Raw genomic sequence first — 25,866 nt, forward strand, 5'->3', positions numbered from 1 at the left:
GACGCCGTTGCGTCGCTATCCGACAATAAAATCACTCGGGGTCTCGTTCGCGTTTTTTCTTCAGCTTGGTCCAGATCTTCGGCTCCTGACGACGCCACAGACGCTGAATGTTGTCATGGTGACGAAGCAAAATTAAGCACGACAGCATGGACACCGGAAAAGTGAACTGGGGATTGAACCACCAGACGTAAAAAGGGGCGATCAACGCGCTGACGATAGCGCCTAACGACGAGTAGCCGCTCAACAGGACGGTCAGCAGCCAGGTCCCGGCCATCACGCCGGTTAAGTCCCAACCAATCGGCGCAATCGCGCCAAAAGCGGTGGCAACGCCTTTCCCACCTTTAAAGCCGAAGAACACCGGCCAAATGTGGCCCAGACAGGCGGCGATTGCGATCAATCCCAGCCAGAAGGGGCTGACGCCTAGCGCATAGGCACCCCAGACGGGTAACATACCTTTCAGGACGTCGAAAATCAGTACCGCGACGGCGGCTCCCTTGCCACCGATGCGCAGCACGTTTGTCGCGCCCGGATTCCCAGAGCCGCTGTCGCGCGGGTCCGGCAATCCAGCAAGGCGGCATACCAGAATAGCACTGGAAATTGAGCCACAGAGGTACGCGAAGATAATCATTCCAGGCGCGATTGCACTCATAAGCTGTTCCGTTTTGAAAATGTCGTGTAAAACGCTACTTCTGTGGATAATACGCATATTTCGCCGGAAGTGGTATCCGGGTTAGCCAAAAAGCAGGCAGGTCGTGATGGATATTGTATTTATAGAGCAACTTTCTGTAATCACCACTATTGGTGTTTACGACTGGGAACAAACGATCGAACAACGGTTGGTGTTCGATATCGAAATGGCATGGGATAACCGCAAATCGGCTAAAAGCGATGATGTGGCTGATTGCCTGAGCTATGCTGATATTGCTCAAACGGTTGTTAATCATGTGGAAGGTGGGCGCTTTGCGCTGGTAGAACGGGTTGCGGAAGAGGTGGCAGATCTCCTGCTTAGCCGCTTTAATTCTCCCTGGGTACGGATCAAACTCAGTAAACCTGGCGCGGTAGCCCGTGCGGCGAACGTCGGGGTTATCATTGAGCGTGGCAATAATCTGAAAGAAAATAATTAATTTAATAATTTCTAAAACAAACGGGTATAAAAGGGTCCTTTCGTCGGCTCTTTTTTGCCGTGGTTTCTCTATCTAGGGGTTTATTAATGAGTGATATGCACTCGCTGCTGGTGGCGGCAATTTTGGGTGTGGTCGAAGGATTGACGGAATTTTTACCCGTTTCCAGTACTGGCCATATGATTATTGTTGGCCACCTGTTGGGTTTTGAGGGTGACACTGCAAAAACATTTGAAGTGGTGATTCAGCTGGGCTCTATTCTGGCGGTGGTGGTGATGTTCTGGCGACGTCTGTTTGGATTGATCGGCATTCACTTCGGCAAGGCTCCGCATGAAGGCTCTGGCAAAGGTCGGTTGACGCTGGGACATATCCTGTTGGGGATGATTCCAGCCGTGGTACTGGGGCTAATCTTCCACGACACCATCAAATCGCTGTTTAACCCGATCAACGTGATGTATGCGCTGGTGGTGGGTGGTGTACTGCTGATTGCCGCAGAATGCCTGAAGCCGAAAGAGCCGCGTGCGCCGGGTCTGGATGATATGACCTATCGCCAGGCGTTTATGATTGGCTGTTTCCAGTGTCTGGCGCTGTGGCCGGGTTTTTCTCGCTCCGGGGCGACGATTTCTGGCGGCATGCTGATGGGCGTGAGTCGTTACGCGGCCTCTGAATTCTCCTTCCTGCTGGCCGTACCGATGATGATGGGCGCAACGGCGCTGGATCTCTACAAGAGCTGGTCTTTCCTCAGCGCATCAGATATCCCGATGTTTGCAGTCGGATTTGTGACGGCGTTTATCGTGGCGCTGGTGGCGATCAAAACCTTCCTGCAACTGATTAAACGCATCTCGTTCATTCCGTTTGCGATTTACCGCTTTATTGTGGCGGCTGCCGTTTACGTCGTGTTCTTCTGATGTCTTACCGTGGTGCCGGATGGCGGCGTTCTGCCTTATCCGGCCTACGGGTTATATCCGTTTCGAACCTGTAGGCCGGATAAGTACAGCGCATCCGGCAACGCAGTGTCTACGCTTTCGGGCACCGCTGCTCCTTCCAACTGGCTACCGCCGCGATGCGACGCCGGGTCAGTTCTTCACGAATTGCCTGACCTTTGAATCCAGCTTCAACCACGTCTTTCGTTGGCACCGCCTGCGCAACCTGCCAGGCTTCGCGCAACAGTCTGCCTTGCGGATAATCTGCCGCTTCAAAACCGGTTCGCCCACGCACATCGGCCTCGCTGGTGAGGGCGATTTGCTCCACGCGCTGCGGTTTGCGCCAGGCATCGATGGAATCAAACAGCTTAACGATAGTTTTCGGCTGCAGGATCGGGAAGGTATGAATGAGGTCGTGGAACTCGGAAACCAGTTTGGCTAAATCACGGATGTCATTCGGCACGCGCAGGCGCTGGCACAGTTGTTCGACAAGCTTAACACCTGCCGGACCGTGGCCGTGATGGCGCGGCCACAGCGCTTTAGGCGTCAATGCCTTGCCAAGATCGTGGCACAGCGTAGCAAAACGCACGTCGACCTCCGGACTTAACATGGCTGCCATCGACAGCGTCATCAGCGTGTGAATGCCGGTGTCGATTTCCGGATGCCACTGCGCGGGGGCTGGAACGCCAAACAAAGCATCCACTTCCGGAAACAGGACGCGCAGTGCGTCGCAGTCGCGCAGGACCTGGAAAAATACCTGTGGGTTACGGGTGGTTAATGCGCCTTCGGTTTCTTTCCACACCCGCTCTGGTGTCAGATGCTCCAGTTCACCAGCGGTGGTCATGTCACGCATCAGCGTCATGGTTTCGTCAGCAATACGAAAACCGAGGTGCGCATAGCGGGCAGCAAAGCGCGCCACGCGCAGCACGCGCAGCGGATCTTCGCTAAAGGCAGATGAAACATGGCGCAGCAGACGGTTTTCCAGATCGTCGCGTCCGTTGTACGGGTCGATAATCTCCCCGTCGTCATCGCGGGCGATTGCGTTGATGGTCAGGTCACGACGCTGAAGATCGGCCTCCAGCGTGACATCTGCGGCGGCATAGCAGGTGAACCCGGTATACCCCGAGCCTGACTTACGTTCGGTACGCGCCAGCGCATACTCTTCGCGGGTTTGCGGATGCAGAAACACGGGAAAATCGCGGCCTACCTGCTGGTAGCCCGCGTCGAGCATCTCTTGCGGCATGGCGCCAACAACAACCCAATCTTTATCTTTAATCGGTAGCCCTAATAACGCATCCCGAACAGCACCACCGACCAGATAAATCTTCACGCCACTTTCCTTTTGAAAACTATGATCCCTTAATCATATGTCAGTGTGGCGGAGAAGGCGATTCAGTTCATCCAGCGATCTTTGCGTTTACGGCTTGGGATCATGTGTGGCAGAACCAGGCCGAGCAGCAGACCAAGACCCAACACGCCGCCACCGTACATAAACCACTGCATGATGATGGTGCGCTGTTTGTCATCAAGCTGAAGGTTGGCTGCGCTGACCTTCTTTTGCGCCACGATAAGCTCGTTTTTCAGCTTCTGGTTTTCTTGTTTCAGCCCGTCGATCACGCTGTCGCTTTGCGCTACCTTTTGCTGCATATCAGCGGTGCGCTGATTCCACGTGGTATCGATATTATTGAGCTTATCGGTCAAGGTCTTAACCTGGTTTTCCAGGTCGGGAACGCGGGTACGCAGGCTCGGCGTACTGTTCAGCTCTTTCAGTGGGATCCAAGCGGTACGTCCGGTGCTGTCTTTCACCTGGCCGTAGTTAGTGTTGGCATCGGTCTGTAATAGCGTGACTTCCTCGCCGGCATTAACCGTACCCACGAGGCGATAATTATCTCCCGGACCGCTGCGGACCCAGGTGTTCAGTTCGTCAGAGACATAGCGCTTTTCTTCGGCATGAGAGACTGCAGTGGCGCTAAGTGCGAGTAAAGTTAATCCAATCAGGCGTAATTTTGGCATCAGGCTGTCGTTATTGTCATAGAAAGTGGAACGATAGTAGTGGCATCAGTGTCTCTACGCAAAGCATTCGACATCAATCGGAATCATCTGTGTCCTTATTTGCCACCACTCGAAACTTTTACGCCCGTCAAATTGCTCGTTGCATGGCAATTTGGCGCAAAATACTATCTACTGACCATAAAGAACGAACTTAGTTCGCAGTCAGTTTTCTCAACTGTGACATAACCCATAAGTACAAGACCATGGCCCAGGAAATCGAATTAAAATTTATCGTCAATAATGACGCTGTAGATGCGCTACGTGAACGTCTGAATACGCTGGGGGGAGAGCATCATGCGCCCAGCCAGTTGCTGAATATCTACTACGAAACACCGGATGCGTGGTTGCGTGGTCACGATATGGGGCTGCGTATTCGCGGTGAAAATGGTCATTACGAAATGACCATGAAAATTGCCGGACGCGTGACGGGCGGACTGCACCAGCGGCCAGAATATAACGTTGCGCTAAACGCGCCTGAGCTGGACCTCTCCTTGCTCCCAACGGAAGTCTGGCCTGATGGCGAGCTGCCTGCTGAACTTGCTTCTCAAGTGCAGCCGTTGTTCAGCACCGATTTTTACCGTGAGAAATGGTTGGTTGATGTTGATGGCAGCCGGATTGAAATGGCCCTCGATCTGGGGGAGGTGAAAGCGGGCGAGTTTGCAGAACCTATCTGTGAGCTTGAACTTGAACTGCTAAGCGGCGATACCCGTGCGGTACTGAAGCTGGCAAACCAGCTGGTTTCGCAAACCGGTTTACGCCAGGGTAGCTTGAGCAAAGCAGCGCGCGGTTATCACCTGGCTCAGGGGAATGCGCCGCGCGAACTCAAACCGACACGCATTTTGAAAGTTCCGGCGAAAGCGAATATTGAGCAGGGGCTGGAAGCGGCGCTGGAGCTGGCATTATCACAGTGGCAGTACCATGAAGAGCTGTGGGTGCGCGGTGTTAAAGGGGCGAAAGCCGAGGTGCTGGCGGCTATGGGCCTGGTGCGTCACATTCTAATGCTGTTTGGCGGTAATGTGCCGCGAAAAGCGAGCGCTCACTTACGTGATTTGTTGACCCAGTCGGAAGCGATCATTTCGTCGGACGTTTCTGCTGTTTCGGCGGTTTACAGCACGCAAACGGCAATGGCCAAGCTGGCGCTGACCGAATGGCTGGTGACCAAAGGATGGCAGCCGTTCCTTGATGCGAAGGCGCAGGGAAAAATTGCCGACTCCTTTAAGCGTTTCTCTGATACCCATCTTTCACGCCATGCCGCTGAGCTGAAGACCGCTTTTGCGCAGCCGCTGGGCGATCAGTACGCCGATCAGCTTCCTCGTTTGACGCGCAACATTGATAGCATGCTGATGCTGGCGGGATACTACGACGAAAATGTCGCATCAGAATGGCTCGCCAACTGGCAGGGTTTGCGCCACGCCATTGCGGCCAACCAATATATTGAAATTGAACACTTCCGTAACGAGGCAATTGCACTGGAACCGTTCTGGCTGCACAGCGGAAAACGATAATCAGGGCCGAGGCCGGGATGCCTGATGGCGCTGCGCTTATCAGGCCTACGCGATGTGTGTAACTGTCATGTAGGCCGGATAAGGCTAAACGCCGCCATCCGGCACCATTCAAAGGATAACCCGTAAATGAAGCAGCTCTCTTCACCGTTACAGCAGTACTGGCCGACCGTTGTTGAGCGGCTGCCAGCAGCAATATCTGAGTCCTCGCTTAGCGTTCAGGCGAAGTCAGTACTTACATTCAGTGATTTTGTCCGTGACAGCATTATTGCCCATCCCGAATGGCTGGCTGAGCTGGAAAGCGCTCCCCCCCTGGCGGATGAATGGCAACACTATGCCGACTGGTTACAGCAAACATTGGCTGACGTCAGCGATGAAAACACGCTGATGCGTGAGCTACGCCTGTTTCGCCGACGTATCATGGTGCGTATCGCCTGGGCACAGACGCTGTCGCTGGTGACCGAAGAGAGTATTTTGCAGCAGCTAAGCCATCTGGCTGAAACGTTGATCGTCGCCGCGCGCGACTGGTTATACGCTGCCTGCTGTCGCGAATGGGGTACGCCCTGTAATCCTGAAGGTGTGGCGCAGCCGCTGCTGATTTTAGGCATGGGGAAACTGGGCGGCGGCGAGCTGAATTTTTCCTCCGATATCGACCTGATTTTTGCCTGGCCTGAGCACGGCAGTACGCAGGGCGGGCGCCGCGAGCTGGATAACGCCCAGTTCTTTACCCGTATGGGCCAGCGGCTCATCAAGGTATTAGATCAGCCCACAATGGATGGGTTTGTCTATCGGGTGGATATGCGTTTACGCCCGTTTGGCGACAGCGGTCCGTTGGTACTGAGCTTCTCTGCGCTGGAGGATTATTACCAGGAGCAAGGGCGCGACTGGGAACGCTATGCGATGGTCAAAGCCCGCATTATGGGCGATGCCGACGGCACTTACGTCAGCGAGCTTCGTGCCATGCTGCGGCCTTTTGTTTTCCGTCGCTATATTGATTTCAGCGTGATCCAGTCGTTGCGTAACATGAAAGGGATGATTGCGCGTGAAGTGCGCCGCCGTGGTCTGAAAGACAACATCAAGCTGGGGGCGGGCGGTATTCGCGAAATCGAATTTATCGTGCAGGTATTCCAGCTGATTCGCGGCGGACGTGAACCGTCGCTGCAATCCCGCTCGCTGTTACCGACGCTTAGCGCCATCAATGCGCTGCACCTGCTGTCTGATACCGATACGGAACAACTGCGAGCAGCCTATCTCTATTTACGCCGCCTGGAAAACCTGCTGCAAAGCATCAATGATGAACAGACCCAAACGTTGCCAGGCGATGAACTGAATCGCGCGCGGCTGGCGTGGGGGATGAACGTTGATGACTGGCAGCAATTAACTGATGTGCTTGCCAATCATATGGACAACGTACGCCGGGTATTTAACGAGCTGATTGGCGATGACGAAGCTGAAACCCAGGAAGAGTCGCTTTCAGAACAGTGGCGCGAACTGTGGCAGGATGCATTACAGGAAGATGACACCACGCCGGTGCTGACGCATCTGGCGGATGACGATCGCCGGCGCGTGCTGTCTCTGATTGCTGATTTCCGCAAAGAGCTGGATAAACGCACCATTGGTCCACGCGGACGCCAGGTGCTGGATCATTTAATGCCGCATCTGCTGAGCGATGTCTGTACGCGTGACGATGCCTCAGTCCCGCTATCGCGCATTACCCCTCTGCTGGTGGGGATTGTTACCCGTACGACCTATCTGGAACTGCTGAGCGAATTCCCCGGGGCGCTGAAGCATCTGATTTCGCTCTGTGCGGCCTCGCCGATGGTCGCCAGCCAGCTGGCGCGGTATCCGCTGTTGCTCGATGAACTGCTGGATCCGAACACCCTGTATCAACCTACCGCGACGGATGCTTACCGTGATGAGCTGCGCCAGTATTTGCTGCGCGTGCCGGAAGATGACGAAGAACAGCAACTTGAGGCTCTGCGCCAGTTTAAGCAAACGCAGCTACTGCGTATTGCCGCGGCCGATATCGCCGGTACACTGCCGGTGATGAAGGTGAGCGATCATTTAACCTGGCTGGCGGAAGCTATTATTGATGCGGTAGTCCAGCAGGCGTGGACGCAGATGGTCGCGCGCTACGGTCAACCTACTCATCTTAGCGAACGCGAGGGGCGTGGTTTTGCCGTCGTCGGCTATGGCAAACTGGGCGGTTGGGAGCTGGGGTACAGCTCGGATCTCGATTTGATCTTCCTGCATGACTGTCCGATGGACGTGATGACGGACGGTGAGCGTGAGATTGACGGGCGACAGTTCTATCTGCGTCTGGCGCAGCGCATTATGCACCTCTTCAGTACCCGTACTTCGTCCGGTATTTTGTACGAAGTGGATGCGCGTTTGCGTCCGTCAGGAGCGGCGGGAATGCTGGTGACATCAGCTGATGCTTTCGCCGATTATCAGCGTAACGAAGCCTGGACATGGGAGCATCAGGCGCTGGTGCGTGCTCGCGTAGTGTACGGCGACCCGCAGTTGACCTCTCAGTTTGATGCGATTCGTCGCGATATCATGACCCTCGTCCGCGATGGGAAAACCTTGCAGACCGAGGTGCGCGAAATGCGTGAGAAAATGCGTGCCCATTTGGGCAATAAGCATCGCGATCGTTTTGATATCAAAGCGGATGAAGGCGGCATCACAGACATTGAGTTTATTACGCAGTATCTGGTGCTGCGCTATGCGCATGAAAAACCGAAGCTGACGCGCTGGTCGGATAACGTGCGCATTCTGGAATTACTGGCGCAAAACGACATTATGGACGAGCAGGAAGCGCTGGCGCTTACCCGTGCTTATACGACGTTGCGTGATGAACTTCATCATCTTGCGTTGCAGGAACTTCCGGGCCATGTGGCGCTGGAGCACTTTGACGCTGAACGTACGCTGGTGCGTGACAGCTGGCAGAAGTGGCTGGTTGCCGAGTGAAGTGTGCTATTATCGCGCGCAAATTTTAAGACCCTCAGAGAATCTCTCAGGAGACAGGAATGAAAGTAACGCTGCCAGAGTTTGAACGTGCAGGAGTCATGGTTGTCGGTGATGTGATGCTGGATCGCTACTGGTACGGTCCTACCAGCCGTATTTCGCCTGAAGCGCCGGTTCCGGTGGTGAAGGTCGATACCATCGAAGAACGTCCCGGTGGCGCAGCAAACGTGGCGATGAACATTGCCTCTCTGGGAGCGAATTCGCGTCTGGTGGGCCTGACCGGTATTGACGACGCGGCGCGTGCGCTGAGCAAAACGCTGGCGGATGTGAACGTAAAATGCGATTTCGTTTCCGTGCCGACCCATCCGACGATCACCAAACTGCGCGTGCTTTCCCGCAACCAGCAGTTGATTCGCCTGGATTTCGAAGAAGGTTTTGAAGGTGTGGATCCGCAGCCGCTGCACGAGCGTATTAACCAGGCGCTGGGTTCTATCGGTGCTCTGGTGCTCTCCGACTACGCCAAAGGCGCGTTGGCAAGCGTGCAGCAGATGATTGCTCTGGCGCGTAAGGCTGGGGTGCCGGTGCTTATCGATCCGAAAGGAACCGATTTTGAACGCTACCGTGGCGCAACGCTGCTGACGCCGAACCTGTCTGAGTTTGAAGCGGTGGCGGGCAAGTGCAAAAGCGAAGATGAACTGGTTGAACGCGGCATGAAAGTGATTGCTGATTTCGACCTTTCCGCACTGCTGATCACGCGATCCGAGCAGGGGATGACGTTGCTGCAACCGGGCAAATCGCCGCTGCATATGCCGACCCAGGCGCAGGAAGTGTATGACGTGACCGGTGCGGGCGATACGGTTATCGGCGTGCTGGCGGCGACGCTGGCGGCGGGTAACTCACTGGAAGAGGCGTGCTATTTTGCTAACGCCGCAGCCGGTGTTGTCGTTGGTAAGCTGGGGACCTCCACTGTTTCTCCGATTGAACTGGAAAACGCCGTGCGCGGTCGGGCCGATACTGGCTTTGGCGTGATGAGTGAATCTGAGCTGAAACAGGCCGTTGCCAGCGCCCGCAAGCGCGGCGAGAAAGTGGTAATGACCAACGGTGTGTTCGACATCCTGCATGCGGGCCATGTTTCCTATCTGGCGAATGCGCGCAAGCTGGGCGATCGCCTGATCGTGGCGGTCAACAGCGATGCTTCGACCAAACGTCTGAAAGGTGAAACGCGTCCGGTCAACCCGCTGGAACAGCGTATGATCGTACTGGGCGCGCTGGAATCCGTCGACTGGGTGGTCTCTTTTGAAGAAGATACGCCGCAGCGTCTGATTGCTGGCATTCTGCCGGATCTGCTGGTCAAAGGCGGCGACTATAAGCCGGAACAGATTGCGGGTAGTGAAGAGGTGTGGGCGAACGGCGGTGAAGTGCTGGTGCTGAACTTCGAAGATGGCTGCTCCACGACAAATATCATCAAGAAGATCCAGAAAGACAGCGATAAGTAACACCTGGAAAGTTTGCCGGATGGCGGTGTGAACACCTTATCCGGCCTACGTGACGTAACGTTTGTAGGCCGGATAAGACGCTTTCGCGTCGCCATCCGGCATTTTTACGTTTTATTCTTGAGCCACAGCGCTACTTTCCACTGATTTTAACAGCTCGGCCAGTGCTGACAGCGAACCGCTGGACAATCCAATTTCACTTAACAGCGAGTCAATCAGCGGCGCTTGTGTACGATAAGGAAGAGTTGTCGGAAACTGTGAACCCGCGCAGTAGGTTTGCGCACAATATGTACAGAATAACTTCGTATCCAGGGAAATACTGAAATTAGAAAAAGCATATGGCCTTAGCAGATATTCAATAACTGGAGGGTATGCTCATGAACAGCAATATGTATTCACTGAACAATTTCGATTTCCTGGCCCGTAGTTTTGCCAGGATGCAGGCTGAGGGCCATCCCATTGATATCCAGGCGATAACCGGGAATATGGATGAAGAACATCGTAGCTGGTTTTGCAAACGCTATGCGCTGTACTGCCAGCAAGCGACGGAAGCCAGGAAGCTAGAACTGGAACACTAACAGAAAAACGGGCCTTGCGGCCCGTTGTCGTTTTTACTCTTGCGGATCAACTGACGGGATCGCGGGGGCAGGCTTAACGTCTGCCGTTTTATCACGTGATTCAAGCTCAGTCAGACGTTGCTCAAGCAGCGCCAGCTTTTCACGCGTGCGCAATAAAACCTGAGTCTGTACATCGAATTCTTCGCGGCTTACCAGATCCAGACGGGTCAGCTGTGACTGCAGCGTTTGACGAATTTTCTTCTCGACGTCTTCGCCAAACTCGCGGATCCCTTTCGGCATCGACTCGTGAACCTGACGAGCAATCTGCTCAATTTTTTTCGGGTCAATCATTGTGGTTTCCCTGAACTGGTACGTGTTGCTGCCTATTGTAGTGCGAACTGGCACAGGCATAAACCAGAATTGTGTGAAGCTAAGACGAGTAAAGGCGTTGATGAAGGTAATCAATAGCGTTATAGTTAACCCGCTTATTCTCAGGGCGGGGCGAAATTCCCCACCGGCGGTAAATCAACTGATGTTGAAAGCCCGCGAGCGCTTTTTGTTACGGCAAAAAGGTCAGCAGATCCGGTGTAATTCCGGGGCCGACGGTTAGAGTCCGGATGGGAGAGAGTAACGATCCAGTCGGGCATGGACCCGCTCACGTTATTTTTTTGCCGCTTAGACGGTACTCCTAAGACTGCCCTGATTCTGGTAACCATAATTTTAGTGAGGTTTTTTTACCATGAATCAGACGCTACTTTCCTCTTTTGGTACGCCTTTCGAACGTGTTGAACATGCGCTGTCTGCGCTGCGTGAAGGACGCGGTGTAATGGTGCTTGACGATGAAGACCGTGAAAACGAAGGCGATATGATTTTCCCGGCAGAAACCATGACCGTAGAACAGATGGCGCTGACCATCCGTCACGGTAGCGGTATTGTTTGCCTGTGCATCACTGAAGACCGACGCAAACAGCTCGATCTGCCAATGATGGTGGAAAATAATACCAGCGCTTACGGTACCGGTTTTACCGTGACCATTGAAGCCGCAGAAGGCGTAACCACCGGCGTTTCCGCAGCAGACCGTGTTACAACGGTGCGTGCGGCAATTAAGGATGGCGCAAAACCTTCCGATCTTAACCGTCCAGGGCACGTTTTCCCGCTGCGTGCTCAGGCAGGCGGCGTGTTGACCCGCGGTGGTCATACTGAAGCAACCATCGACCTGATGACGCTGGCAGGGTTTAAACCAGCCGGTGTGTTGTGCGAACTGACCAATGATGACGGCACCATGGCCCGTGCGCCAGAGTGCATCGAATTTGCCGGTAAGCATAATATGGCTGTAGTGACTATCGAAGACCTGGTGGCTTACCGTCAGGCGCATGAGCGCAAAGCCAGCTAATTGCTGACTACCGCGACAACCGTGGTAGGGATAAAAAAACCGAAGTCAGTTTTCTGACTTCGGTTTTTTGTTATTACAACCTGGCTATTTTTTTCTGGCCAGTTTAAGTGCCCAGGCTCCGCTCATTACCAGCAACAGCACTAAACATAAACCAAAAGCGAGCAGGCAAGCCTGCGCCATATTCATAAAATGCCATGGCGGGAGCAGATACCAGCCTTCGGACTGCTGGTACAGATCGACAAACCACTTTTGCATACTGCTAAGCGCTACGCCATCAGGAACGACAGGTGCGTCATAGCCGCAATCTCCAGTGGGCTTAAACCATTCTGGAGCCCAGTTTGCCAGCGGCAAATTGAAAGGGAATGTCGGATCGGTGGAACATCCCTGTACGCCAAAGAGCGAATCCGGGTCCGGGTTATGTACCGCATAATGAATGCCATTAAGTTTGATAGAGAACTTAATGCCCATAATGCTGCCATAAAATGCCGCAATGCAGCCGACCAGTTTTAGAATGAGGTTTTTAGGGTTTATTGCCGCGATCAGCCCACCGAAAACCATCACAAACATGGCAAAGCGGATGTATACACATTGCTCGCAAGGGGCCATGTAGAGATAGATTTGGAAGAACGAGTGCGCCAGAATAATTAACCCACCCATGGCACAAGCCATTAGCAACCACAAAAAGCGTCGCTCCTGCCATCTCACCAGGGTATTAACCGGTGCGGTACATAAGTCTCGCCACAATCCTTTGATAAAATCCATAGCCGGTTCCCTGTTTATTTTGTCGCCAGCTCTCTGACAAGCTCAGCCATGGAATCAATCGATTTGATGCTTTTGGTGTAGATCAGGTACTTACCATTGACGACGTAAGCCGGAACCCCCTGGATTTTGGCAACATCATAAGCCGCTTTCCATTTTTCCAGTGTCTCCTGGACTACGGGTTCTTTTAAGGCGCTCTCGAAGTCTGCTTGACTCATACCTGCAGCGTCCAGTCCTGTTTTGATGAATGAAGCGGGATCTTTACCGTCAGACCAGCGTTCTTTCTTATCGTGGTAGGCAGTGTAGTAAGCAAACTTAGCTTTTTTGAACTGTGATTTGGCATCAAACAATGAAATTCCTGCGGCCTGATCCTTAGCAATCATTACTGCAAATACTTCACTGGCCTGTTTGCCGTATTCTCCTTTGGTCTCGAGATGAAACGGTGTGAAGGCGACGAGATCGGCAACTTTATCTGACACCGGGCCGGTTACGGCTTTATCATATTTGTAGCAGAATGGGCAGGCGTAGCTGAATACTTTGATCAACGTTTTATCAGCATTGGGAATCGGTTTCTCCAGCACCATATAGTCAGTACCTTCAGTAAAAGCCGATGCTGCAAATGGTGATACCAGCGCTGCCGTTAATACCACGCTTTTAAATAATGAAGTAATCCATTTAGATGACATAATTAATCCTTAATCTAACGAAATTATTTAAACATTTGTTGTGGGCGAACCAGTAATGCGCGGTAGTGCGTTTGGTTTGGTTTATCGGAAAGGACATCAATTTCGACTTTGACTTCTTTTGTTTTGTAGTCAATTTCGTTGATTTTGCCGATGGTTGGCTGTCCAACGTCAAATAAATTAATAGAACCACCAAATCCAAACATCGTGTCGCGGTCTTTTTGATATTCAATTACCGACGTGATAGGACTGTAGAAATCATAACCGCGCTCTTTCCCGTATTCCCAAACTTGCTGAACGGTTCCTTTTTTCTCGTCAATTTTATATTCGACGAATCGGGAGTATTTCATTGTTGGTAGAGCCGGTTGTTCGAGTCCACGGCCATCGCCATTGTCAAAGATGGTTAGCGTTCCTTTGCTGGAGAGCCAGGCGGTGTGTTGGGTGTAGGTAAAATCGAAATCAGTATTCTCGCACTTACCGTTTTCATCACACTTCAGCGCGTTGCCCTTATCATCAACCGGTTTTAACAGTTTGCTTGCCAGCGCCTTATTCCAGCCTTTAGACGGTGCCAGGATCCATTTAACCTGTTTATCGCGACCGATTTTGACGACACCCTGATGGCGGGAAGAAAGAATGATGGAGTCATCTTTAGCGTCATAGGCAATGGAGTTGACGTGAGCCCAGTTACGGCCCGCACCAACGCCGAGGGCGTCACCATAGGGGGTATCTGGCTCCAGTTTCGCCTGTTGACCTGCGTGAGCGAGATCCACGTTGACGCATACCGCGCCTGCGTCCAGAGCACCCAGCAGTGCGTCACGCATCGGGTCGAGAATTTGTGTCAGATCCCATACGTCAACAACACGTCCAGATTTATCGACTTCAATAATCTGGTCGCGGATGGTATGTACGTGAAGGCCATCTTCTTTGCGATAATCGCGTTTACCCACGCGAAGCAGTACGGTGCCGTTCACTGTTTCGACCGACTCATGTGAAGCATCCAGGAATCCGCGAGGCAGCTTATGGTCGGCCAGAATTTGCCCCAGCATATCGAATTCATACCAGTGCTGGCCCTGGACGGCGGTGAAGGTGCCTCGCGGGGTTTCACGAATACCCATCAGGTAGCCGCGCTTGTTGATATCCATGTCATGGCCGTCATAGAAGGTGTCCTGATCCAGCCACCACCGATATTCACCTTCCGTATCGACGACAAAGGTAAAGGGTGCGATATCAAAGGGGAGTGCGCCGCCAGCTGGACCCGCATCCAGGATGCCGGCATTTTTATCTTTTTCACCATGCCAGTGGAATTCCGCCCCCTGCGGGGTAAAGGTGTGGGTATTCACCAGATAAAGACGATCTTCAAAACCCGGTGCTACTTTAATCACTTTTGTTTGCTGTAAATCAGATATTGAGCGGTTATCCATGTAGTGATTTACGATGGCGGAAGTTTGCACCACATAATCATCTTTCATGGCCTTACCGTTTTCTTTATATTCAACGGTTACCTTATTTGCGAACTTTTGATAAAGGCCAAAAATAGGAATGCCATCGTACGTGGCGAGTGACTCTTTGCCGACGGTATAAGTCACCGGAACGCCTTTTTCACCTTTACCATGGACGGTAACTTTAACATCTGAAATAACGTGGCTATCTAATTCAACCAGCGCAGTAAGCGGGGCATTTCCATAAGGGTCAACTACTATTGCGCCCAATTTTCCTGCAGGTTGGGCCGGTTGAAAACCAGCGGCAAGAGAGTTTCCTGCTGCTAATCCAAATGTCAGTGCCAGAGTCCCTGCCAGAAGTGTTTTTCGGTATTGTGTAAACATGGATATATCTCCTTATATTACCTATAAATATAATCTTGCTGAATATATTATGTTTTTACTGTTTTGATAAAATAAAGTAGCATTGCTAATACTACTTTTGTAATGCATTAATTAATATTGATGAAATGTATTATTCTGCAGAAAATAATTTTTATTATTTTTTTGATAGTATGAGTGAGATATTTTAAGAACAATATTTATTATTGCGTAGTGTGATCTTGTCGACATTGTTTTAATTGTTTATAACGAGTTTGGCTAATAGCGTAGCCGCTGATTTATATGATCGAAATCATATATTTGTTTCTGAAATATGCCACTATATGAGTATGTCAGAATAAGGTTGTGTAAAATTTTAACGTTAAATGTTTAATGATGTTAAATTTTAAGGGTAGAAGAATGTTTATTGCCTGGTATTGGATTGTATTAATTGCACTCGTTGCGGTGGGTTATTATTGCCATATGAAACGTTATTGTCGGGCATTCCGCCAGGACAGAGATGCCTTACTTGAAGCGCGAAACAAACTCTTTCGTCGCTCTGGTGAAGATAACAGCGCGGTTAAGGAACAGGATTAGTCCTTCATATTCTGCTATGGATGAGCGGATGCTGTAAATTTGCAGGGTGGCATCCGCCCTCTGGATTATCCGATTCCCATTGACTGGAGGATGACGAGGCTTAATCCCATCACCGACATTCCACATAACACCCCATAGCTGGGATTATTATTGGGATCGATCTCTTTTGCCAACGGCATCAATTCATCGACGGACAGCGCCACCATAATACCTGCGACTGCCGCCATTATTGCCGCCATCACCACCGGTGATATCAGGCTACCGAGAATTAACCACGCCAGTACGCCGCCCAGTATTTCTGCCATACCTGAAATCCCTGCCCAGAATATCGCCGTACGTTTGGAGCCTGTGGCGGCATAGACGGGACCCGCCACCGCTAATCCTTCAGGAATATTGTGCAATGCAACGGCGAGGGCAATACCAAAGCCCAGCTCAAGGTTGCTACTGGCGGTAACAAACGTCGCAATCCCTTCAGGAAAGTTGTGCAGGCTGATGCCGAGCGTTAATAAAATCGCGGTGCGTTTAATAGAGCCGGGTAGAGGCTGCGTTGTTTTTTGTACCAGATCCTGAGGGTGCGCGTGCGGCAATAGACGATCCAGGCCAAAGTAGCCCAGTAAGCCGACGATAAACATTCCGTAGCCCAGCACTGGCGACATACCTTCAGCGGCCAGCGCAGCAGGTAGCATCTCCATAAGGGAGATCAGTAGCATAATCCCGGCGGCGAAGCCTAAAGAAAAGGCGAGAACGCGGTTAGACGGTTTTTGCCCTAACACGCCGAGAAATGCGCCGATAAACGTGGCGGCACCTGCCAGTAAAGTCAGAAGTAAAGGTACTGACATCGACAAATAAAACTCCTTATCAATCTGCTATCCGGGTTGGATCGTCAAAATAACTGATGATCTTCATCATGGTTATCTGAGTTCTTCATCAACCGAATAAGCGTATTATGGTGGTATCAAAATGACTCCCTCAGTAAGGATATCATCATGTCTTCAACTCGTATGCCAGCATTGTTTTTGGGTCACGGTAGCCCGATGAATGTTCTGGAAGATAACGTTTATACCCGTGCCTGGCAGCAACTGGGGGAAACGTTGCCGCGTCCGAAAGCCATTGTGGTGGTCTCGGCGCACTGGTTCACCCGTGGAACGGGTGTGACTGCGATGGAAGCCCCCAAAACGATCCACGATTTTGGCGGTTTTCCGCAAGCATTGTATGACACTCATTATCCGGCTCCCGGCTCGCCTGAACTGGCGCAGCATCTGGTTGACTTGCTTGCTCCTGTGCCTGTTACCCTGGACAAAGAAGCCTGGGGTTTTGACCACGGTTCCTGGGGCGTGCTGATCAAGATGTATCCGAATGCGGACATTCCGATGGTGCAGTTGAGTATCGACAGCACCAAACCCGCGTCATGGCATTTTGAGATGGGCCGTAAGCTGGCGGCGCTGCGTGATGAGGGCATTATGCTGGTGGCCAGTGGTAACGTGGTGCATAACCTGCGCACTGCGCGTTGGCACGGTGAGAACACGCCTTATCCGTGGGCGACTTCATTCAATGACTATGTTAAGGCAAACCTGACATGGCAGGGACCGGTTGAGCAGCACCCATTGGTGAACTATCTCGATCATGAAGGTGGATCGTTGTCGAACCCGACGCCGGATCACTATCTGCCGCTGCTGTATGTACTTGGGGCTTGGGATGGTAAAGAGTCTGTCACTATCCCGGTAGATGGTATTGAGATGGGAAGTTTAAGTATGTTGTCGGTGCAGGTTGGATGATGAATGCCCGATGGCACTGCGCTTATCGGGCATTAAGTTCGCGCCGTAGGCCGGGTAAGGCGAAGCCACCACCCGGCACTCTCAATTATTCGACAAAAATATGCGGATAGAAACGTGACAGATCCTGCGTGATTAACGCGCGGTCTTCACGAATGCCGATCCCGGCTGGTTGATCGTTGATCAGCCAGCTGCCAATCAGCATATAGCTGTCGCCAAACTTCGGTAGCTGATGGAACTGCTGCACGATCATGCCTTCTTCACCGTACGGTCCTTCCACGGATTCGATCGTTTTACCGTTCTCAATGATGGAGACATTAGCCCCCTCGCGCGAGAAGATCGGTTTGACGACGAATTTATCCATCTGCGGATGGTCGTCTTCGGCGAAGTACGCTGGCAGCAGGTTCGGATGGTCCGGGAACATTTCCCATAACAGCGGCAACAGTGCTTTGTTGGAGATAATGCTCTTCCAGGCCGGTTCCAGCCAGCGAACGCCAGCGTCTTCCAGCTTGGTGGAGAACATTTCACGCAGCATGAATTCCCACGGATAGAGCTTGAACAGGTTAGCGATTACCTGATCCTGCATGTCGGTGAACTGACCTTTTTCACCAAGACCAATATCTTCTACATAGAGGAATTCTGTAGCGATCTCAGCTTCGGCAGCGCAATCCTGCAGATACTGGATCGTACCGCGATCTTCTACCGTATCACGACAGCAGGTCAGATGAAGCAGTTGAAAACCATACTGCTCACGCAGCTCGGTGAAACGCTCGATCAGTTTTTCCTGAAGACTGTTGAACTGATCGCTGCCTTCCGGCAGGTTGCCCGCATTGAGCTGATCTTCCAGCCAGATCCACTGGAAAAACGCGGCTTCGTACAGCGAGGTTGGCGTATCGGCGTTGTTTTCTAAAAGCTTGGGTTCACCCGTGCCGTCCCATGCCAGATCGAGACGTGAATAGAGCGACGGTTGCTGTGTCTGCCAGGACTGGCGGACAAAGCCCCAGGTATGCTTCGGAATGCGAAACTTGGTCATCAGCTCATCGCTGGCGATGACCTTTTCCACCACCTTGAGGCACATTTGATGCAGCTCTGCGGTGACCTCTTCCAGCTTTTCAACCTGAGCAAGGGTGAGCTTATAGTACGCGTCTTCACACCAGTACGGCTCGCCGTACATCGTGTGAAAATTGAAACCGTATTCGGTGGCTTTGTCGCGCCAGTCCGGGCGCTCAACAATACTGACTCTTTCCATGACGATCAGCCACCCATTGAACGTGTGGTGGTGCCGCTTGCGCTACGCTGCATGGTGCTCTGTTTGGCCACAGACTCACCAAATCCGCCGCGGGTTACGGTAGAGGTGGTAGCTGGTTTCGGTGCCATAGCGGTTTTCGGTACGGTCATGGTGCGACCCGGCGTTGCTGCGCCGTAGTTTTTACCGCTGGCATCCGTGTATTTGCCGTAAGCCGGGCTGGCTGGGTTTTTCGAGCTGAACAGCGGTTGCTGAGCGCCCATTCCGCCGCCCATCAGTCGGCCCATCATGTAGCCCGCCATCAGCGGCATCCAGAAGCTGCCGCTGCTTTGATTCTGTGCCTGAGCCTGGCCTTCACCGGTCGGTGCCATACCCGCTTGCGCAGGAGCCTGCTGGCACTGGCCTTCGCCGAATTCAGCGATACAGTCTTCACGAGTGGCGTATTTTGGCGCGGTACGTTCAGCTTCTTTCAGCGCATTGTTAAACGCGGTAGTACATTCGGCGCTTTTACCCGGATTCGCCGCAGAGCAGTCGTCAGCGTTCTGATAAAGCGAAACCGTTTCGTCGCTCTTTTCACAGCCCGCGAGCATAAACACAGCGGTAACTGCCAGGGCGACAGGAGTCAGATGGCGCGCGCTCCAGCTTTTGCGGAACGAGGCGTGATGTATAGATTTTGTCCGTTTCATTTATGTCTTCCAGTACCCAGTGGTAACTCTGCTCAGAATAGAGGATGACTGGTCGAAATTGAAGCGGTAAGAGGCGAGAATGCGGAAGAAGGGGCGGATCTTTACGTTGTCTTACGTTCAGACGGGGCCGAAGCCCCGTCATCAGCATCAGTTACGGAACGGGTTGTTGCCGGTGCTGCTGGTTGAACGTGCTGCTGTCGGCTGTGCCGCAGGCGTCGCGCTGTTGGACGTATAACCGTCCGCCGCGGCATCTTGCTGCGCGTTTTCCGGCGCGATCGTATCCGGAGTCGTGGATACTGGTTTACCCAGCGTATTGTTCAGTGCCACCAGATCCTGCTCGTTCAGCGTACCGAGCGCAGATTTGACGTTTAACTGGTTGATGAGATAGGTATAACGCGCATTCGCCAGTTGCTGCTTGGCGTTGTACAGCGTGGTGGTGGCATCCAACACATCCACAATGGTACGTGTACCTACGGAATAGCCAGCTTCCATCGCATCCAAAGAACTTTGTGCAGAGACAACCGCTTGTTTGTACGCGTTAATGCTACTGATAGACGCATTGATGTTGTTGAACGAAGAACGAACGGTCTGCACCACGCTGCGGTGTGCGCTTTCCAGTTGTTCACTCGCGCCAACAAAGTTGTACTGCGCTTGTTTCACCTGCGAGTTAACCATTCCGCCCTGGTACAGCGGCAGTGAGAAGCTCAGACCGATTTTATTCTGGCCCATGTTGCTGTCGTCATACTGGGAGGTGTTGGTTTTAGACCCGCTGTACGAGGTGTCAGATACCCCGGTAGAGGCGGTCAAATCCAGGGTCGGTAAATGACCATCCTGCGCCAGACGAATTTGCTCACGTGCCAGATCCTGGCTCAAACGGGCCTGCAATAACGACAGGTTGCGGTTTTCTGCTTCTTTCAGCAGCGCGTTCACCGCCTGCGGTTTGTTGGTCTTAAAACCATCAACGTTCAGTGAAGCCAGTTCCGGGTAGTAGTTACCGGTTACCTGGCGCAGCTGTTCTACCGCGTTATCCAGATTGTTACGCGCGGTAACTTCATTCGCCAGTACAGTATCGTATTGTGAACGGGCGTTTTGTACGTCAGTGATGGCAACCAGGCCAACGTTAAAACGCTGAGTGGTCTGATCTAACTGACGATAGACCGCATCTTTCTGTGCCTGAGTGTAAGAAAGCACGTCAATTGCGTTTAGTACGTTAAAATAGGCCGTGGCGGTATTCAGGATCAGCGTTTGCTGATCGGTCTGATAGGTCACGTCCTGGATGCCCGCTGATTTTTCTTGCAGCGTCAGGGCACGCCATTTAGACATGTCAAAAATAGACTGAGTTAACTGCAAAGATGCGCTGGTGGCGTTGGAGTTGACGCCATTTGCATCACGGTAGCCATTGCTGTAGGTGTAATCGGCACCTAAACCCAGTTGCGGCAGTAATGGGCTACGCGCTTCGTTAATTTTTTCGAATGCAGCATCGCGATCGGCGGCGGATTTACGCAATTCCGGGTTGCTCAGGCGTGCTTGCTGATAAACCTGCATCAGGTTTTCTGCCTGGCTCAAAGTACTGAACCCCGACAGGCTCAGGCCGATAAGGATGGGGAGCAATTTCTTCATTTGCATTCCTTGTTGTGAAGCAGTATTTAGCGCTGATCAAATTGTAAAAATATTTGCTGATTCTAGCAGAATCCGCCACTTCAAAAAGTTGGCGTTACGTGCCATACGGCGTTAATTTGCATCAATTTAACACAAGGGCGTTCAAACATCAGTCAAACGACCTTGAAATTCACATTTTAATCACTATTGGTTTCAGGACAGCACAATGCGTAAACCAGACAACTTGCCAATGACTTTCACTAAAAATGATGTAGAAATTATTGCACGAGAAAAGCTATACCGCGGTTTTTTTTCACTGGATCTTTATCGGTTTCGCCATCGCCTGTTTAACGGGGGGATGAGCGGCGAGGTAACGCGCGAAATTTTTGAGCGCGGACACGCGGCAGTCTTGCTACCCTTTGACCCTGAGCGAGATGAAGTTGTGCTGGTCGAGCAGATCCGTATCGCGGCATTTGATACCAGCGAAAGCCCGTGGTTACTGGAAATGGTGGCCGGGATGATCGAAGAGGGCGAAACCGTTGAAGATGTAGCCCGTCGTGAAGCAATGGAAGAGGCCGGGCTGGAAGTTAAGCGGACGAAGCCCGTTCTGAGCTATCTGGCAAGCCCGGGTGGCACCAGTGAGCGCCTGTCTATTTTAGTCGGCGAAGTGGACGCCACGACCGCGAGCGGGATCCATGGTCTGGCTGATGAAAACGAAGATATTCGTGTTCATGTGGTAAGCCGGGAACAGGCTTACCAATGGGTAGAAGAGGGGAAAATCGACAACGCAGCGTCTGTCATCGCCTTGCAATGGTTACAGCTGCACTATCAAGAGTTAAAAACTGAGTGGAAAAAATGAAGCGTTACACACCTGACTTCCCTGAAATGATGCGTCTGTGCGAAACCAACTATTCGCAATTGCGCCGCCTGCTGCCACGTAATGATGCAGCCGGTGAAACAGTGAGCTATCAGGTAGCAAACGCACAATATCGGTTAACGATCGTGGAATCGACCCGATACACTACGCTTGTTGCGATCGAACAAACGGCACCGGCCGTCACATACTGGAGCCTGCCTTCATTGACCGTGCGCCTGTATCATGACGCAAGGGTGGCTGAAGTGTGTTCAAGTCAGCAGATCTTTCGCTTCAAAGCGCGGTATGATTATCCAAATAAAAAGTTGCATCAACGCGACGAAAAGCATCAAATTAATCAGTTTTTGGCCGACTGGTTACGGTACTGTTTAGCACATGGAGCGATGGCGATTCCGGTTTATTAGCGTCGTGAAACCTAAGGACACCATTTGGAAAGCCTGTTAACCCTTCCTTTGGCTGGTGAGGCCAGAGTCAGGATCTTACAAATTACAGACACTCACCTGTTTGCCGAAAAGCATGAAACGCTGCTGGGTGTGAACACCTGGGACAGCTATCAATCCGTACTGGATGCAATACATGCAGAGTCGCCTGAGTACGATCTGATCGTCGCGACGGGTGATTTGGCGCAGGATCAATCCGCTGCGGCTTATCAGCATTTTGCTGAGGGCATCGCAAGTTTTCGTGCGCCCTGCGTTTGGCTACCGGGCAATCACGATTTTCAGCCGGCAATGTACAGCGCGCTGCAGGATGCGGGCATTTCCCCGGCCAAACGCGTTTTCATTGGCGAACAGTGGCAAATCTTGCTGCTCGACAGCCAGGTGTTCGGCGTTCCCCACGGTGAGTTAAGTGAATTCCAGCTCGAATGGCTGGAGCGTAAACTTGCTGATGCGCCAGAGCGTAATACCTTGCTGCTTCTGCATCATCATCCTCTGCCTGCGGGCTGCAGCTGGCTCGATCAGCACAGTCTGCGTAATGCCGCTGAGCTGGATAACGTGCTGGTGAATTATCCTCGCGCCAGGTATCTATTGTGCGGGCATATTCATCAGGAACTGGATCTGGACTGGAACGGTCGCCGTCTGCTGGCGACGCCGTCGACCTGCGTGCAATTTAAACCGCACTGTTCCAACTTCACATTGGATACCATCAGCCCAGGCTGGCGGACGCTGGAGCTTTTTGCCGACGGGACGTTGCAGACTCAGGTACGTCGTCTGCAGGGTAATCGGTTCCACCCTGATACCGCTTCAGAAGGCTACTGATGTCTACGCTTCTCTATCTTCACGGATTTAATAGCTCTCCTCGTTCGGCGAAGGCGTGTTTACTGAAAAACTGGCTTGCGGAACACCACCCGCACGTTGAGATGATCGTGCCGCAGCTACCTCCGTATCCTGCGCAAGCCGCAGAGATGCTGGAATCGATCATTCTTGAACACGGCGGAGAGTCGCTGGGGATTGTCGGTTCCTCTTTAGGCGGCTATTACGCCACCTGGCTGTCGCAATGTTTTATGCTGCCGGCAGTGGTGGTGAACCCTGCCGTACGGCCTTATGAACTGCTGGTCGACTATCTCGGTCAAAACGAGAACCCCTACACGGGGCAGCAATATGTGCTAGAGTCACGCCATATTTACGATCTTAAAGTCATGCAGATTGACCCGCTGGAAGCGCCGGATTTGATCTGGCTGCTCCAACAAACGGGCGATGAAGTGTTGGACTACCGCCAGGCGGTGGCGTATTACGCCTCCTGCCGTCAGACAGTTATTGAGGGCGGAAACCACGCATTCACGGGCTTCGAAGATTATTTCAACCCGATTGTCGATTTCCTTGGACTGCACAGTTTCTGACGATCAATTCGAATTGCTTATTTAAACCATGACGCAAACTTATAACGCTGATGCCATTGAGGTACTCACTGGGCTTGAGCCGGTACGCCGTCGCCCTGGGATGTACACCGATACGACCCGTCCGAACCATCTTGGGCAGGAAGTGATTGATAACAGTGTGGATGAAGCACTGGCGGGCCACGCAAAACGCGTGGACGTGATCTTACATGCCGACCAGTCTCTGGAAGTTATTGATGACGGACGCGGCATGCCGGTAGATATTCACCCTGAAGAAGGCGTTCCGGCGGTTGAGCTGATCCTCTGTCGTCTGCACGCGGGCGGCAAGTTCTCTAACAAGAACTACCAGTTCTCCGGTGGTCTGCACGGTGTGGGTATCTCCGTTGTTAACGCCCTGTCCAAACGTGTGGAAGTGAACGTGCGCCGCGACGGGCAGGTATACAACATCGCGTTTGAGAATGGCGATAAAGTGCAGGATTTACAGGTTGTCGGTACCTGCGGCAAACGCAATACCGGGACCAGCGTGCACTTCTGGCCCGATGAAAGCTTCTTTGACAGCCCGCGTTTTTCTGTTTCGCGCTTAACGCACGTACTGAAAGCAAAAGCGGTACTGTGCCCAGGCGTTGAGATCACTTTTAAGGATGAGGTCAACAACAGCGAACAGCGCTGGTGCTACCAGGACGGTCTGAATGACTATCTGAGCGAAGCGGTGAATGGCCTACCGACGCTGCCGGAAAAACCGTTTATCGGTAATTTCAGCGGTGAGACGGAGACGGTGGACTGGGCGCTGCTCTGGCTGCCGGAAGGCGGCGAGCTGCTGACCGAAAGCTATGTGAACCTGATCCCAACCATGCAGGGTGGTACGCACGTTAACGGTCTGCGTCAGGGACTGCTGGATGCGATGCGCGAGTTCTGCGAGTACCGTAACATCCTGCCGCGTGGCGTGAAGCTGTCGGCGGAAGATATCTGGGATCGCTGTGCTTATGTGTTGTCGGTAAAAATGCAGGATCCGCAGTTTGCCGGACAAACCAAAGAGCGCCTCTCTTCGCGTCAGTGTGCGGCATTCGTCTCTGGCGTGGTGAAAGATGCATTCAGCCTGTGGCTGAACCAGAACGTGCAGTCAGCCGAACTGCTGGCTGAGATGGCGATTTCCAGCGCGCAGCGTCGTCTGCGTGCGGCGAAAAAAGTAGTGCGTAAAAAGCTGACCAGCGGTCCGGCGCTGCCGGGTAAACTGGCGGACTGTACCGCACAGGATCTTAATCGCACCGAACTGTTCCTTGTCGAAGGTGACTCCGCGGGCGGATCGGCCAAGCAGGCGCGCGATCGAGAATATCAGGCGATCATGCCGCTGAAAGGTAAGATCCTCAATACCTGGGAAGTCTCTTCCGATGAAGTGCTGGCTTCGCAGGAGGTTCACGATATTTCCGTGGCGATCGGTATCGATCCGGACAGCGACGATCTGAGCCAATTGCGCTATGGCAAGATCTGTATCCTGGCGGATGCGGACTCCGATGGTCTGCACATCGCTACGCTGCTGTGCGCGCTGTTTGTGAAGCACTTCCGCACGCTGGTGAAACACGGTCACGTCTACGTGGCGCTGCCGCCGTTATACCGTATCGACCTCGGCAAAGAGGTCTATTACGCGCTGACGGAAGAAGAGAAAGCGGGCGTACTGGAGCAGTTAAAGCGCAAGAAAGGCAAGCCGAACGTGCAGCGCTTTAAAGGTCTGGGTGAAATGAACCCGATGCAGCTTCGTGAAACTACGCTGGATCCGAACACCCGTCGCCTGGTGCAGCTCATTATCGATGATGAAGACGATCAGCGTACCAACGCAATGATGGATATGCTGCTGGCCAAGAAGCGTTCTGAAGATCGTCGTAACTGGTTGCAGGAGAAAGGCGACCTGGCGGATCTCGAAGGGTAATTGCATGTAGAAAAGCCGGAGACGGGCGTAAAATGCCTTATCCGGCTCTCATCTGACGAAGCGATTTATGCCGGATAGCTAAGCG

At 52.5% G+C, this 25,866-nt stretch carries 25 protein-coding genes, 1 pseudogene and 1 riboswitch; of the genes and pseudogenes, 14 read left to right on the plus strand and 12 right to left on the minus strand.

Features of this window, described 5'->3' with window-relative positions:
• Positions 1–31: 31 nt before the first annotated feature.
• Positions 32–649, minus strand: a complete 618-nt coding sequence (gene plsY, locus OGY10_RS15960) for a glycerol-3-phosphate 1-O-acyltransferase PlsY (RefSeq protein WP_003828443.1) — start codon at positions 647–649, stop codon at positions 32–34.
• A gap of 106 nt (positions 650–755) precedes the next feature.
• Here plsY and folB point away from each other — a divergent pair, with 106 nt between their 5' ends.
• Together folB and bacA are read left to right on the plus strand one after the other, a co-directional pair.
• A complete protein-coding gene (gene folB, locus OGY10_RS15965; protein ID WP_003024659.1) occupies positions 756–1,124 on the plus strand; it encodes a bifunctional dihydroneopterin aldolase/7,8-dihydroneopterin epimerase in 369 nt (122 codons plus the stop codon).
• Between the two features lie 86 nt (positions 1,125–1,210).
• Complete coding sequence (gene bacA, locus OGY10_RS15970) at positions 1,211–2,029, plus strand: undecaprenyl-diphosphate phosphatase (RefSeq protein WP_048236785.1); 819 nt, start codon at positions 1,211–1,213, stop codon at positions 2,027–2,029.
• A 109-nt stretch (positions 2,030–2,138) separates the two neighbouring features.
• Here bacA and OGY10_RS15975 read toward each other — a convergent pair whose 3' ends face one another.
• Together OGY10_RS15975 and OGY10_RS15980 are read right to left on the minus strand one after the other, a co-directional pair.
• On the minus strand, positions 2,139–3,374 hold the full coding sequence (locus tag OGY10_RS15975; protein WP_286577010.1) for a multifunctional CCA addition/repair protein: 1,236 nt from the start codon (positions 3,372–3,374) through the stop codon (positions 2,139–2,141).
• A 62-nt stretch (positions 3,375–3,436) separates the two neighbouring features.
• Positions 3,437–4,057 (minus strand): TIGR04211 family SH3 domain-containing protein, encoded by a 621-nt coding sequence (locus OGY10_RS15980; protein ID WP_003828434.1) that lies wholly within the window; start codon positions 4,055–4,057, stop codon positions 3,437–3,439.
• Positions 4,058–4,299: 242 nt separating this feature from the next.
• Here OGY10_RS15980 and OGY10_RS15985 point away from each other — a divergent pair, with 242 nt between their 5' ends.
• The 3 genes from OGY10_RS15985 (at position 4,300) to hldE (ending at position 10,061) form a co-directional block, all read left to right on the plus strand.
• Positions 4,300–5,601, plus strand: a complete 1,302-nt coding sequence (locus OGY10_RS15985) for a CYTH domain-containing protein (protein WP_191226763.1) — start codon at positions 4,300–4,302, stop codon at positions 5,599–5,601.
• A 126-nt stretch (positions 5,602–5,727) separates the two neighbouring features.
• A complete protein-coding gene (gene glnE / locus OGY10_RS15990) occupies positions 5,728–8,568 on the plus strand; it encodes a bifunctional [glutamate--ammonia ligase]-adenylyl-L-tyrosine phosphorylase/[glutamate--ammonia-ligase] adenylyltransferase (protein WP_191226764.1) in 2,841 nt (946 codons plus the stop codon).
• A 59-nt stretch (positions 8,569–8,627) separates the two neighbouring features.
• Positions 8,628–10,061, plus strand: coding sequence for a bifunctional D-glycero-beta-D-manno-heptose-7-phosphate kinase/D-glycero-beta-D-manno-heptose 1-phosphate adenylyltransferase HldE (gene hldE, locus OGY10_RS15995; protein WP_048215525.1), 1,434 nt, complete (start codon positions 8,628–8,630; stop codon positions 10,059–10,061).
• 111 nt (positions 10,062–10,172) lie between these two features.
• Here the strand turns inward: hldE and OGY10_RS16000 are convergent.
• Positions 10,173–10,301 (minus strand): annotated as a pseudogene (locus OGY10_RS16000) (hypothetical protein); the annotation flags it as partial.
• Positions 10,302–10,429: 128 nt separating this feature from the next.
• On the opposite strand from OGY10_RS16000, the gene glgS reads away from it, so the two are divergent.
• Positions 10,430–10,636, plus strand: coding sequence for a cell surface composition regulator GlgS (gene glgS, locus OGY10_RS16005; RefSeq protein WP_008785836.1), 207 nt, complete (start codon positions 10,430–10,432; stop codon positions 10,634–10,636).
• A 33-nt stretch (positions 10,637–10,669) separates the two neighbouring features.
• On the opposite strand, the gene ubiK is transcribed toward glgS, so the two are convergent.
• Positions 10,670–10,966, minus strand: coding sequence for a ubiquinone biosynthesis accessory factor UbiK (ubiK, locus tag OGY10_RS16010; protein ID WP_020996337.1), 297 nt, complete (start codon positions 10,964–10,966; stop codon positions 10,670–10,672).
• Positions 10,967–11,098: 132 nt separating this feature from the next.
• A riboswitch (FMN riboswitch) is annotated at positions 11,099–11,248 on the plus strand.
• 106 nt (positions 11,249–11,354) lie between these two features.
• Here ubiK and ribB point away from each other — a divergent pair.
• Positions 11,355–12,008 (plus strand): 3,4-dihydroxy-2-butanone-4-phosphate synthase, encoded by a 654-nt coding sequence (gene ribB / locus OGY10_RS16015; protein ID WP_003828424.1) that lies wholly within the window; start codon positions 11,355–11,357, stop codon positions 12,006–12,008.
• An 84-nt stretch (positions 12,009–12,092) separates the two neighbouring features.
• Here the strand turns inward: ribB and dsbI are convergent, their stop codons facing one another.
• From dsbI to assT, 3 genes are read right to left on the minus strand one after another with little or no spacing between them, the layout of a single operon-like run.
• Complete coding sequence (dsbI, locus tag OGY10_RS16020; protein WP_048236780.1) at positions 12,093–12,770, minus strand: protein-disulfide oxidoreductase DsbI; 678 nt, start codon at positions 12,768–12,770, stop codon at positions 12,093–12,095.
• 14 nt (positions 12,771–12,784) lie between these two features.
• Positions 12,785–13,453: a thiol:disulfide interchange protein DsbA/DsbL gene (locus OGY10_RS16025; RefSeq protein ID WP_008785833.1), complete on the minus strand. Its 669-nt coding sequence runs from the start codon at positions 13,451–13,453 to the stop codon at positions 12,785–12,787.
• Positions 13,454–13,476: 23 nt separating this feature from the next.
• A complete protein-coding gene (assT, locus tag OGY10_RS16030) occupies positions 13,477–15,273 on the minus strand; it encodes an arylsulfate sulfotransferase AssT (RefSeq protein WP_008785832.1) in 1,797 nt (598 codons plus the stop codon).
• A 396-nt stretch (positions 15,274–15,669) separates the two neighbouring features.
• Here assT and OGY10_RS16035 point away from each other — a divergent pair, with 396 nt between their 5' ends.
• Positions 15,670–15,846, plus strand: coding sequence for a hypothetical protein (locus OGY10_RS16035; protein WP_071446370.1), 177 nt, complete (start codon positions 15,670–15,672; stop codon positions 15,844–15,846).
• A 65-nt stretch (positions 15,847–15,911) separates the two neighbouring features.
• Here OGY10_RS16035 and zupT read toward each other — a convergent pair whose 3' ends face one another.
• Positions 15,912–16,685 carry a zinc transporter ZupT gene (gene zupT / locus OGY10_RS16040; RefSeq protein ID WP_003024600.1) on the minus strand — a complete coding sequence of 258 codons (774 nt, stop codon included), beginning with the start codon at positions 16,683–16,685 and terminating at the stop codon, positions 15,912–15,914.
• Positions 16,686–16,832: 147 nt separating this feature from the next.
• Between zupT and ygiD the strand changes: the two genes are divergently transcribed.
• Entirely contained in the window at positions 16,833–17,621 is a 789-nt protein-coding gene (gene ygiD, locus OGY10_RS16045; protein WP_032945034.1) for a 4,5-DOPA-extradiol-dioxygenase, read from the plus strand.
• A gap of 85 nt (positions 17,622–17,706) precedes the next feature.
• Here the strand turns inward: ygiD and OGY10_RS16050 are convergent, their stop codons facing one another.
• From OGY10_RS16050 to tolC, 3 genes are all read right to left on the minus strand, one after another.
• Positions 17,707–18,867, minus strand: coding sequence for a glutathionylspermidine synthase family protein (locus OGY10_RS16050; protein WP_079934119.1), 1,161 nt, complete (start codon positions 18,865–18,867; stop codon positions 17,707–17,709).
• Between the two features lie 5 nt (positions 18,868–18,872).
• Complete coding sequence (locus OGY10_RS16055; RefSeq protein WP_003024591.1) at positions 18,873–19,550, minus strand: DUF1190 family protein; 678 nt, start codon at positions 19,548–19,550, stop codon at positions 18,873–18,875.
• Between the two features lie 147 nt (positions 19,551–19,697).
• The gene (gene tolC, locus OGY10_RS16060) at positions 19,698–21,176 is read right to left on the minus strand and encodes an outer membrane channel protein TolC (RefSeq protein ID WP_100247260.1); all 1,479 of its coding nucleotides are present in this window, start codon (positions 21,174–21,176) and stop codon (positions 19,698–19,700) included.
• A gap of 199 nt (positions 21,177–21,375) precedes the next feature.
• Between tolC and nudF the strand changes: the two genes are divergently transcribed.
• From nudF to parE, 5 genes are read left to right on the plus strand one after another with little or no spacing between them, the layout of a single operon-like run.
• Positions 21,376–22,008: an ADP-ribose diphosphatase gene (gene nudF, locus OGY10_RS16065; protein ID WP_032945031.1), complete on the plus strand. Its 633-nt coding sequence runs from the start codon at positions 21,376–21,378 to the stop codon at positions 22,006–22,008.
• On the plus strand, positions 22,005–22,427 hold the full coding sequence (locus OGY10_RS16070) for a DUF1249 family protein (protein ID WP_003024582.1): 423 nt from the start codon (positions 22,005–22,007) through the stop codon (positions 22,425–22,427). Before nudF ends, OGY10_RS16070 begins: the two co-directional genes overlap by 4 nt.
• A 24-nt stretch (positions 22,428–22,451) precedes the next feature.
• A complete protein-coding gene (gene cpdA, locus OGY10_RS16075) occupies positions 22,452–23,279 on the plus strand; it encodes a 3',5'-cyclic-AMP phosphodiesterase (RefSeq protein ID WP_008785825.1) in 828 nt (275 codons plus the stop codon).
• Positions 23,279–23,860 (plus strand): esterase YqiA, encoded by a 582-nt coding sequence (yqiA, locus tag OGY10_RS16080; RefSeq protein ID WP_003024575.1) that lies wholly within the window; start codon positions 23,279–23,281, stop codon positions 23,858–23,860. Before cpdA ends, yqiA begins: the two co-directional genes overlap by 1 nt.
• Before the next feature lie 28 nt (positions 23,861–23,888).
• Complete coding sequence (gene parE / locus OGY10_RS16085; protein ID WP_003024571.1) at positions 23,889–25,781, plus strand: DNA topoisomerase IV subunit B; 1,893 nt, start codon at positions 23,889–23,891, stop codon at positions 25,779–25,781.
• The last annotated feature ends 85 nt before the right edge of the window (positions 25,782–25,866 follow it).

This window comes from Citrobacter sp. Cpo148 (genome assembly GCF_030332375.1).
GTDB classification, from domain to species: Bacteria; Pseudomonadota; Gammaproteobacteria; order Enterobacterales; family Enterobacteriaceae; genus Citrobacter; species Citrobacter portucalensis.

What these genes read in the sequence shown, in the direction of transcription:
- OGY10_RS16035 (WP_071446370.1), top strand. Translation starts at nt 15,670, where the DNA reads ATGTTTATTGCCTGGTATTGGATTGTATTAATTGCACTCGTTGCGGTG.
- parE (WP_003024571.1), top strand. Translation starts at nt 23,889, where the DNA reads ATGACGCAAACTTATAACGCTGATGCCATTGAGGTACTCACTGGGCTT.
- glgS (WP_008785836.1), top strand. Translation starts at nt 10,430, where the DNA reads ATGCTCATGAACAGCAATATGTATTCACTGAACAATTTCGATTTCCTG.
- assT (WP_008785832.1), bottom strand. Translation starts at nt 15,273, where the DNA reads ATGTTTACACAATACCGAAAAACACTTCTGGCAGGGACTCTGGCACTG.
- dsbI (WP_048236780.1), bottom strand. Translation starts at nt 12,770, where the DNA reads ATGGATTTTATCAAAGGATTGTGGCGAGACTTATGTACCGCACCGGTT.
- yqiA (WP_003024575.1), top strand. Translation starts at nt 23,279, where the DNA reads ATGTCTACGCTTCTCTATCTTCACGGATTTAATAGCTCTCCTCGTTCG.
- OGY10_RS15980 (WP_003828434.1), bottom strand. Translation starts at nt 4,057, where the DNA reads ATGCCAAAATTACGCCTGATTGGATTAACTTTACTCGCACTTAGCGCC.
- tolC (WP_100247260.1), bottom strand. Translation starts at nt 21,176, where the DNA reads ATGCAAATGAAGAAATTGCTCCCCATCCTTATCGGCCTGAGCCTGTCG.
- OGY10_RS16025 (WP_008785833.1), bottom strand. Translation starts at nt 13,453, where the DNA reads ATGTCATCTAAATGGATTACTTCATTATTTAAAAGCGTGGTATTAACG.
- ubiK (WP_020996337.1), bottom strand. Translation starts at nt 10,966, where the DNA reads ATGATTGACCCGAAAAAAATTGAGCAGATTGCTCGTCAGGTTCACGAG.
- OGY10_RS16050 (WP_079934119.1), bottom strand. Translation starts at nt 18,867, where the DNA reads ATGGAAAGAGTCAGTATTGTTGAGCGCCCGGACTGGCGCGACAAAGCC.
- hldE (WP_048215525.1), top strand. Translation starts at nt 8,628, where the DNA reads ATGAAAGTAACGCTGCCAGAGTTTGAACGTGCAGGAGTCATGGTTGTC.
- OGY10_RS16070 (WP_003024582.1), top strand. Translation starts at nt 22,005, where the DNA reads ATGAAGCGTTACACACCTGACTTCCCTGAAATGATGCGTCTGTGCGAA.
- nudF (WP_032945031.1), top strand. Translation starts at nt 21,376, where the DNA reads ATGCGTAAACCAGACAACTTGCCAATGACTTTCACTAAAAATGATGTA.
- plsY (WP_003828443.1), bottom strand. Translation starts at nt 649, where the DNA reads ATGAGTGCAATCGCGCCTGGAATGATTATCTTCGCGTACCTCTGTGGC.
- ygiD (WP_032945034.1), top strand. Translation starts at nt 16,833, where the DNA reads ATGTCTTCAACTCGTATGCCAGCATTGTTTTTGGGTCACGGTAGCCCG.
- bacA (WP_048236785.1), top strand. Translation starts at nt 1,211, where the DNA reads ATGAGTGATATGCACTCGCTGCTGGTGGCGGCAATTTTGGGTGTGGTC.
- folB (WP_003024659.1), top strand. Translation starts at nt 756, where the DNA reads ATGGATATTGTATTTATAGAGCAACTTTCTGTAATCACCACTATTGGT.
- OGY10_RS16055 (WP_003024591.1), bottom strand. Translation starts at nt 19,550, where the DNA reads ATGAAACGGACAAAATCTATACATCACGCCTCGTTCCGCAAAAGCTGG.
- OGY10_RS15985 (WP_191226763.1), top strand. Translation starts at nt 4,300, where the DNA reads ATGGCCCAGGAAATCGAATTAAAATTTATCGTCAATAATGACGCTGTA.
- ribB (WP_003828424.1), top strand. Translation starts at nt 11,355, where the DNA reads ATGAATCAGACGCTACTTTCCTCTTTTGGTACGCCTTTCGAACGTGTT.
- zupT (WP_003024600.1), bottom strand. Translation starts at nt 16,685, where the DNA reads ATGTCAGTACCTTTACTTCTGACTTTACTGGCAGGTGCCGCCACGTTT.
- glnE (WP_191226764.1), top strand. Translation starts at nt 5,728, where the DNA reads ATGAAGCAGCTCTCTTCACCGTTACAGCAGTACTGGCCGACCGTTGTT.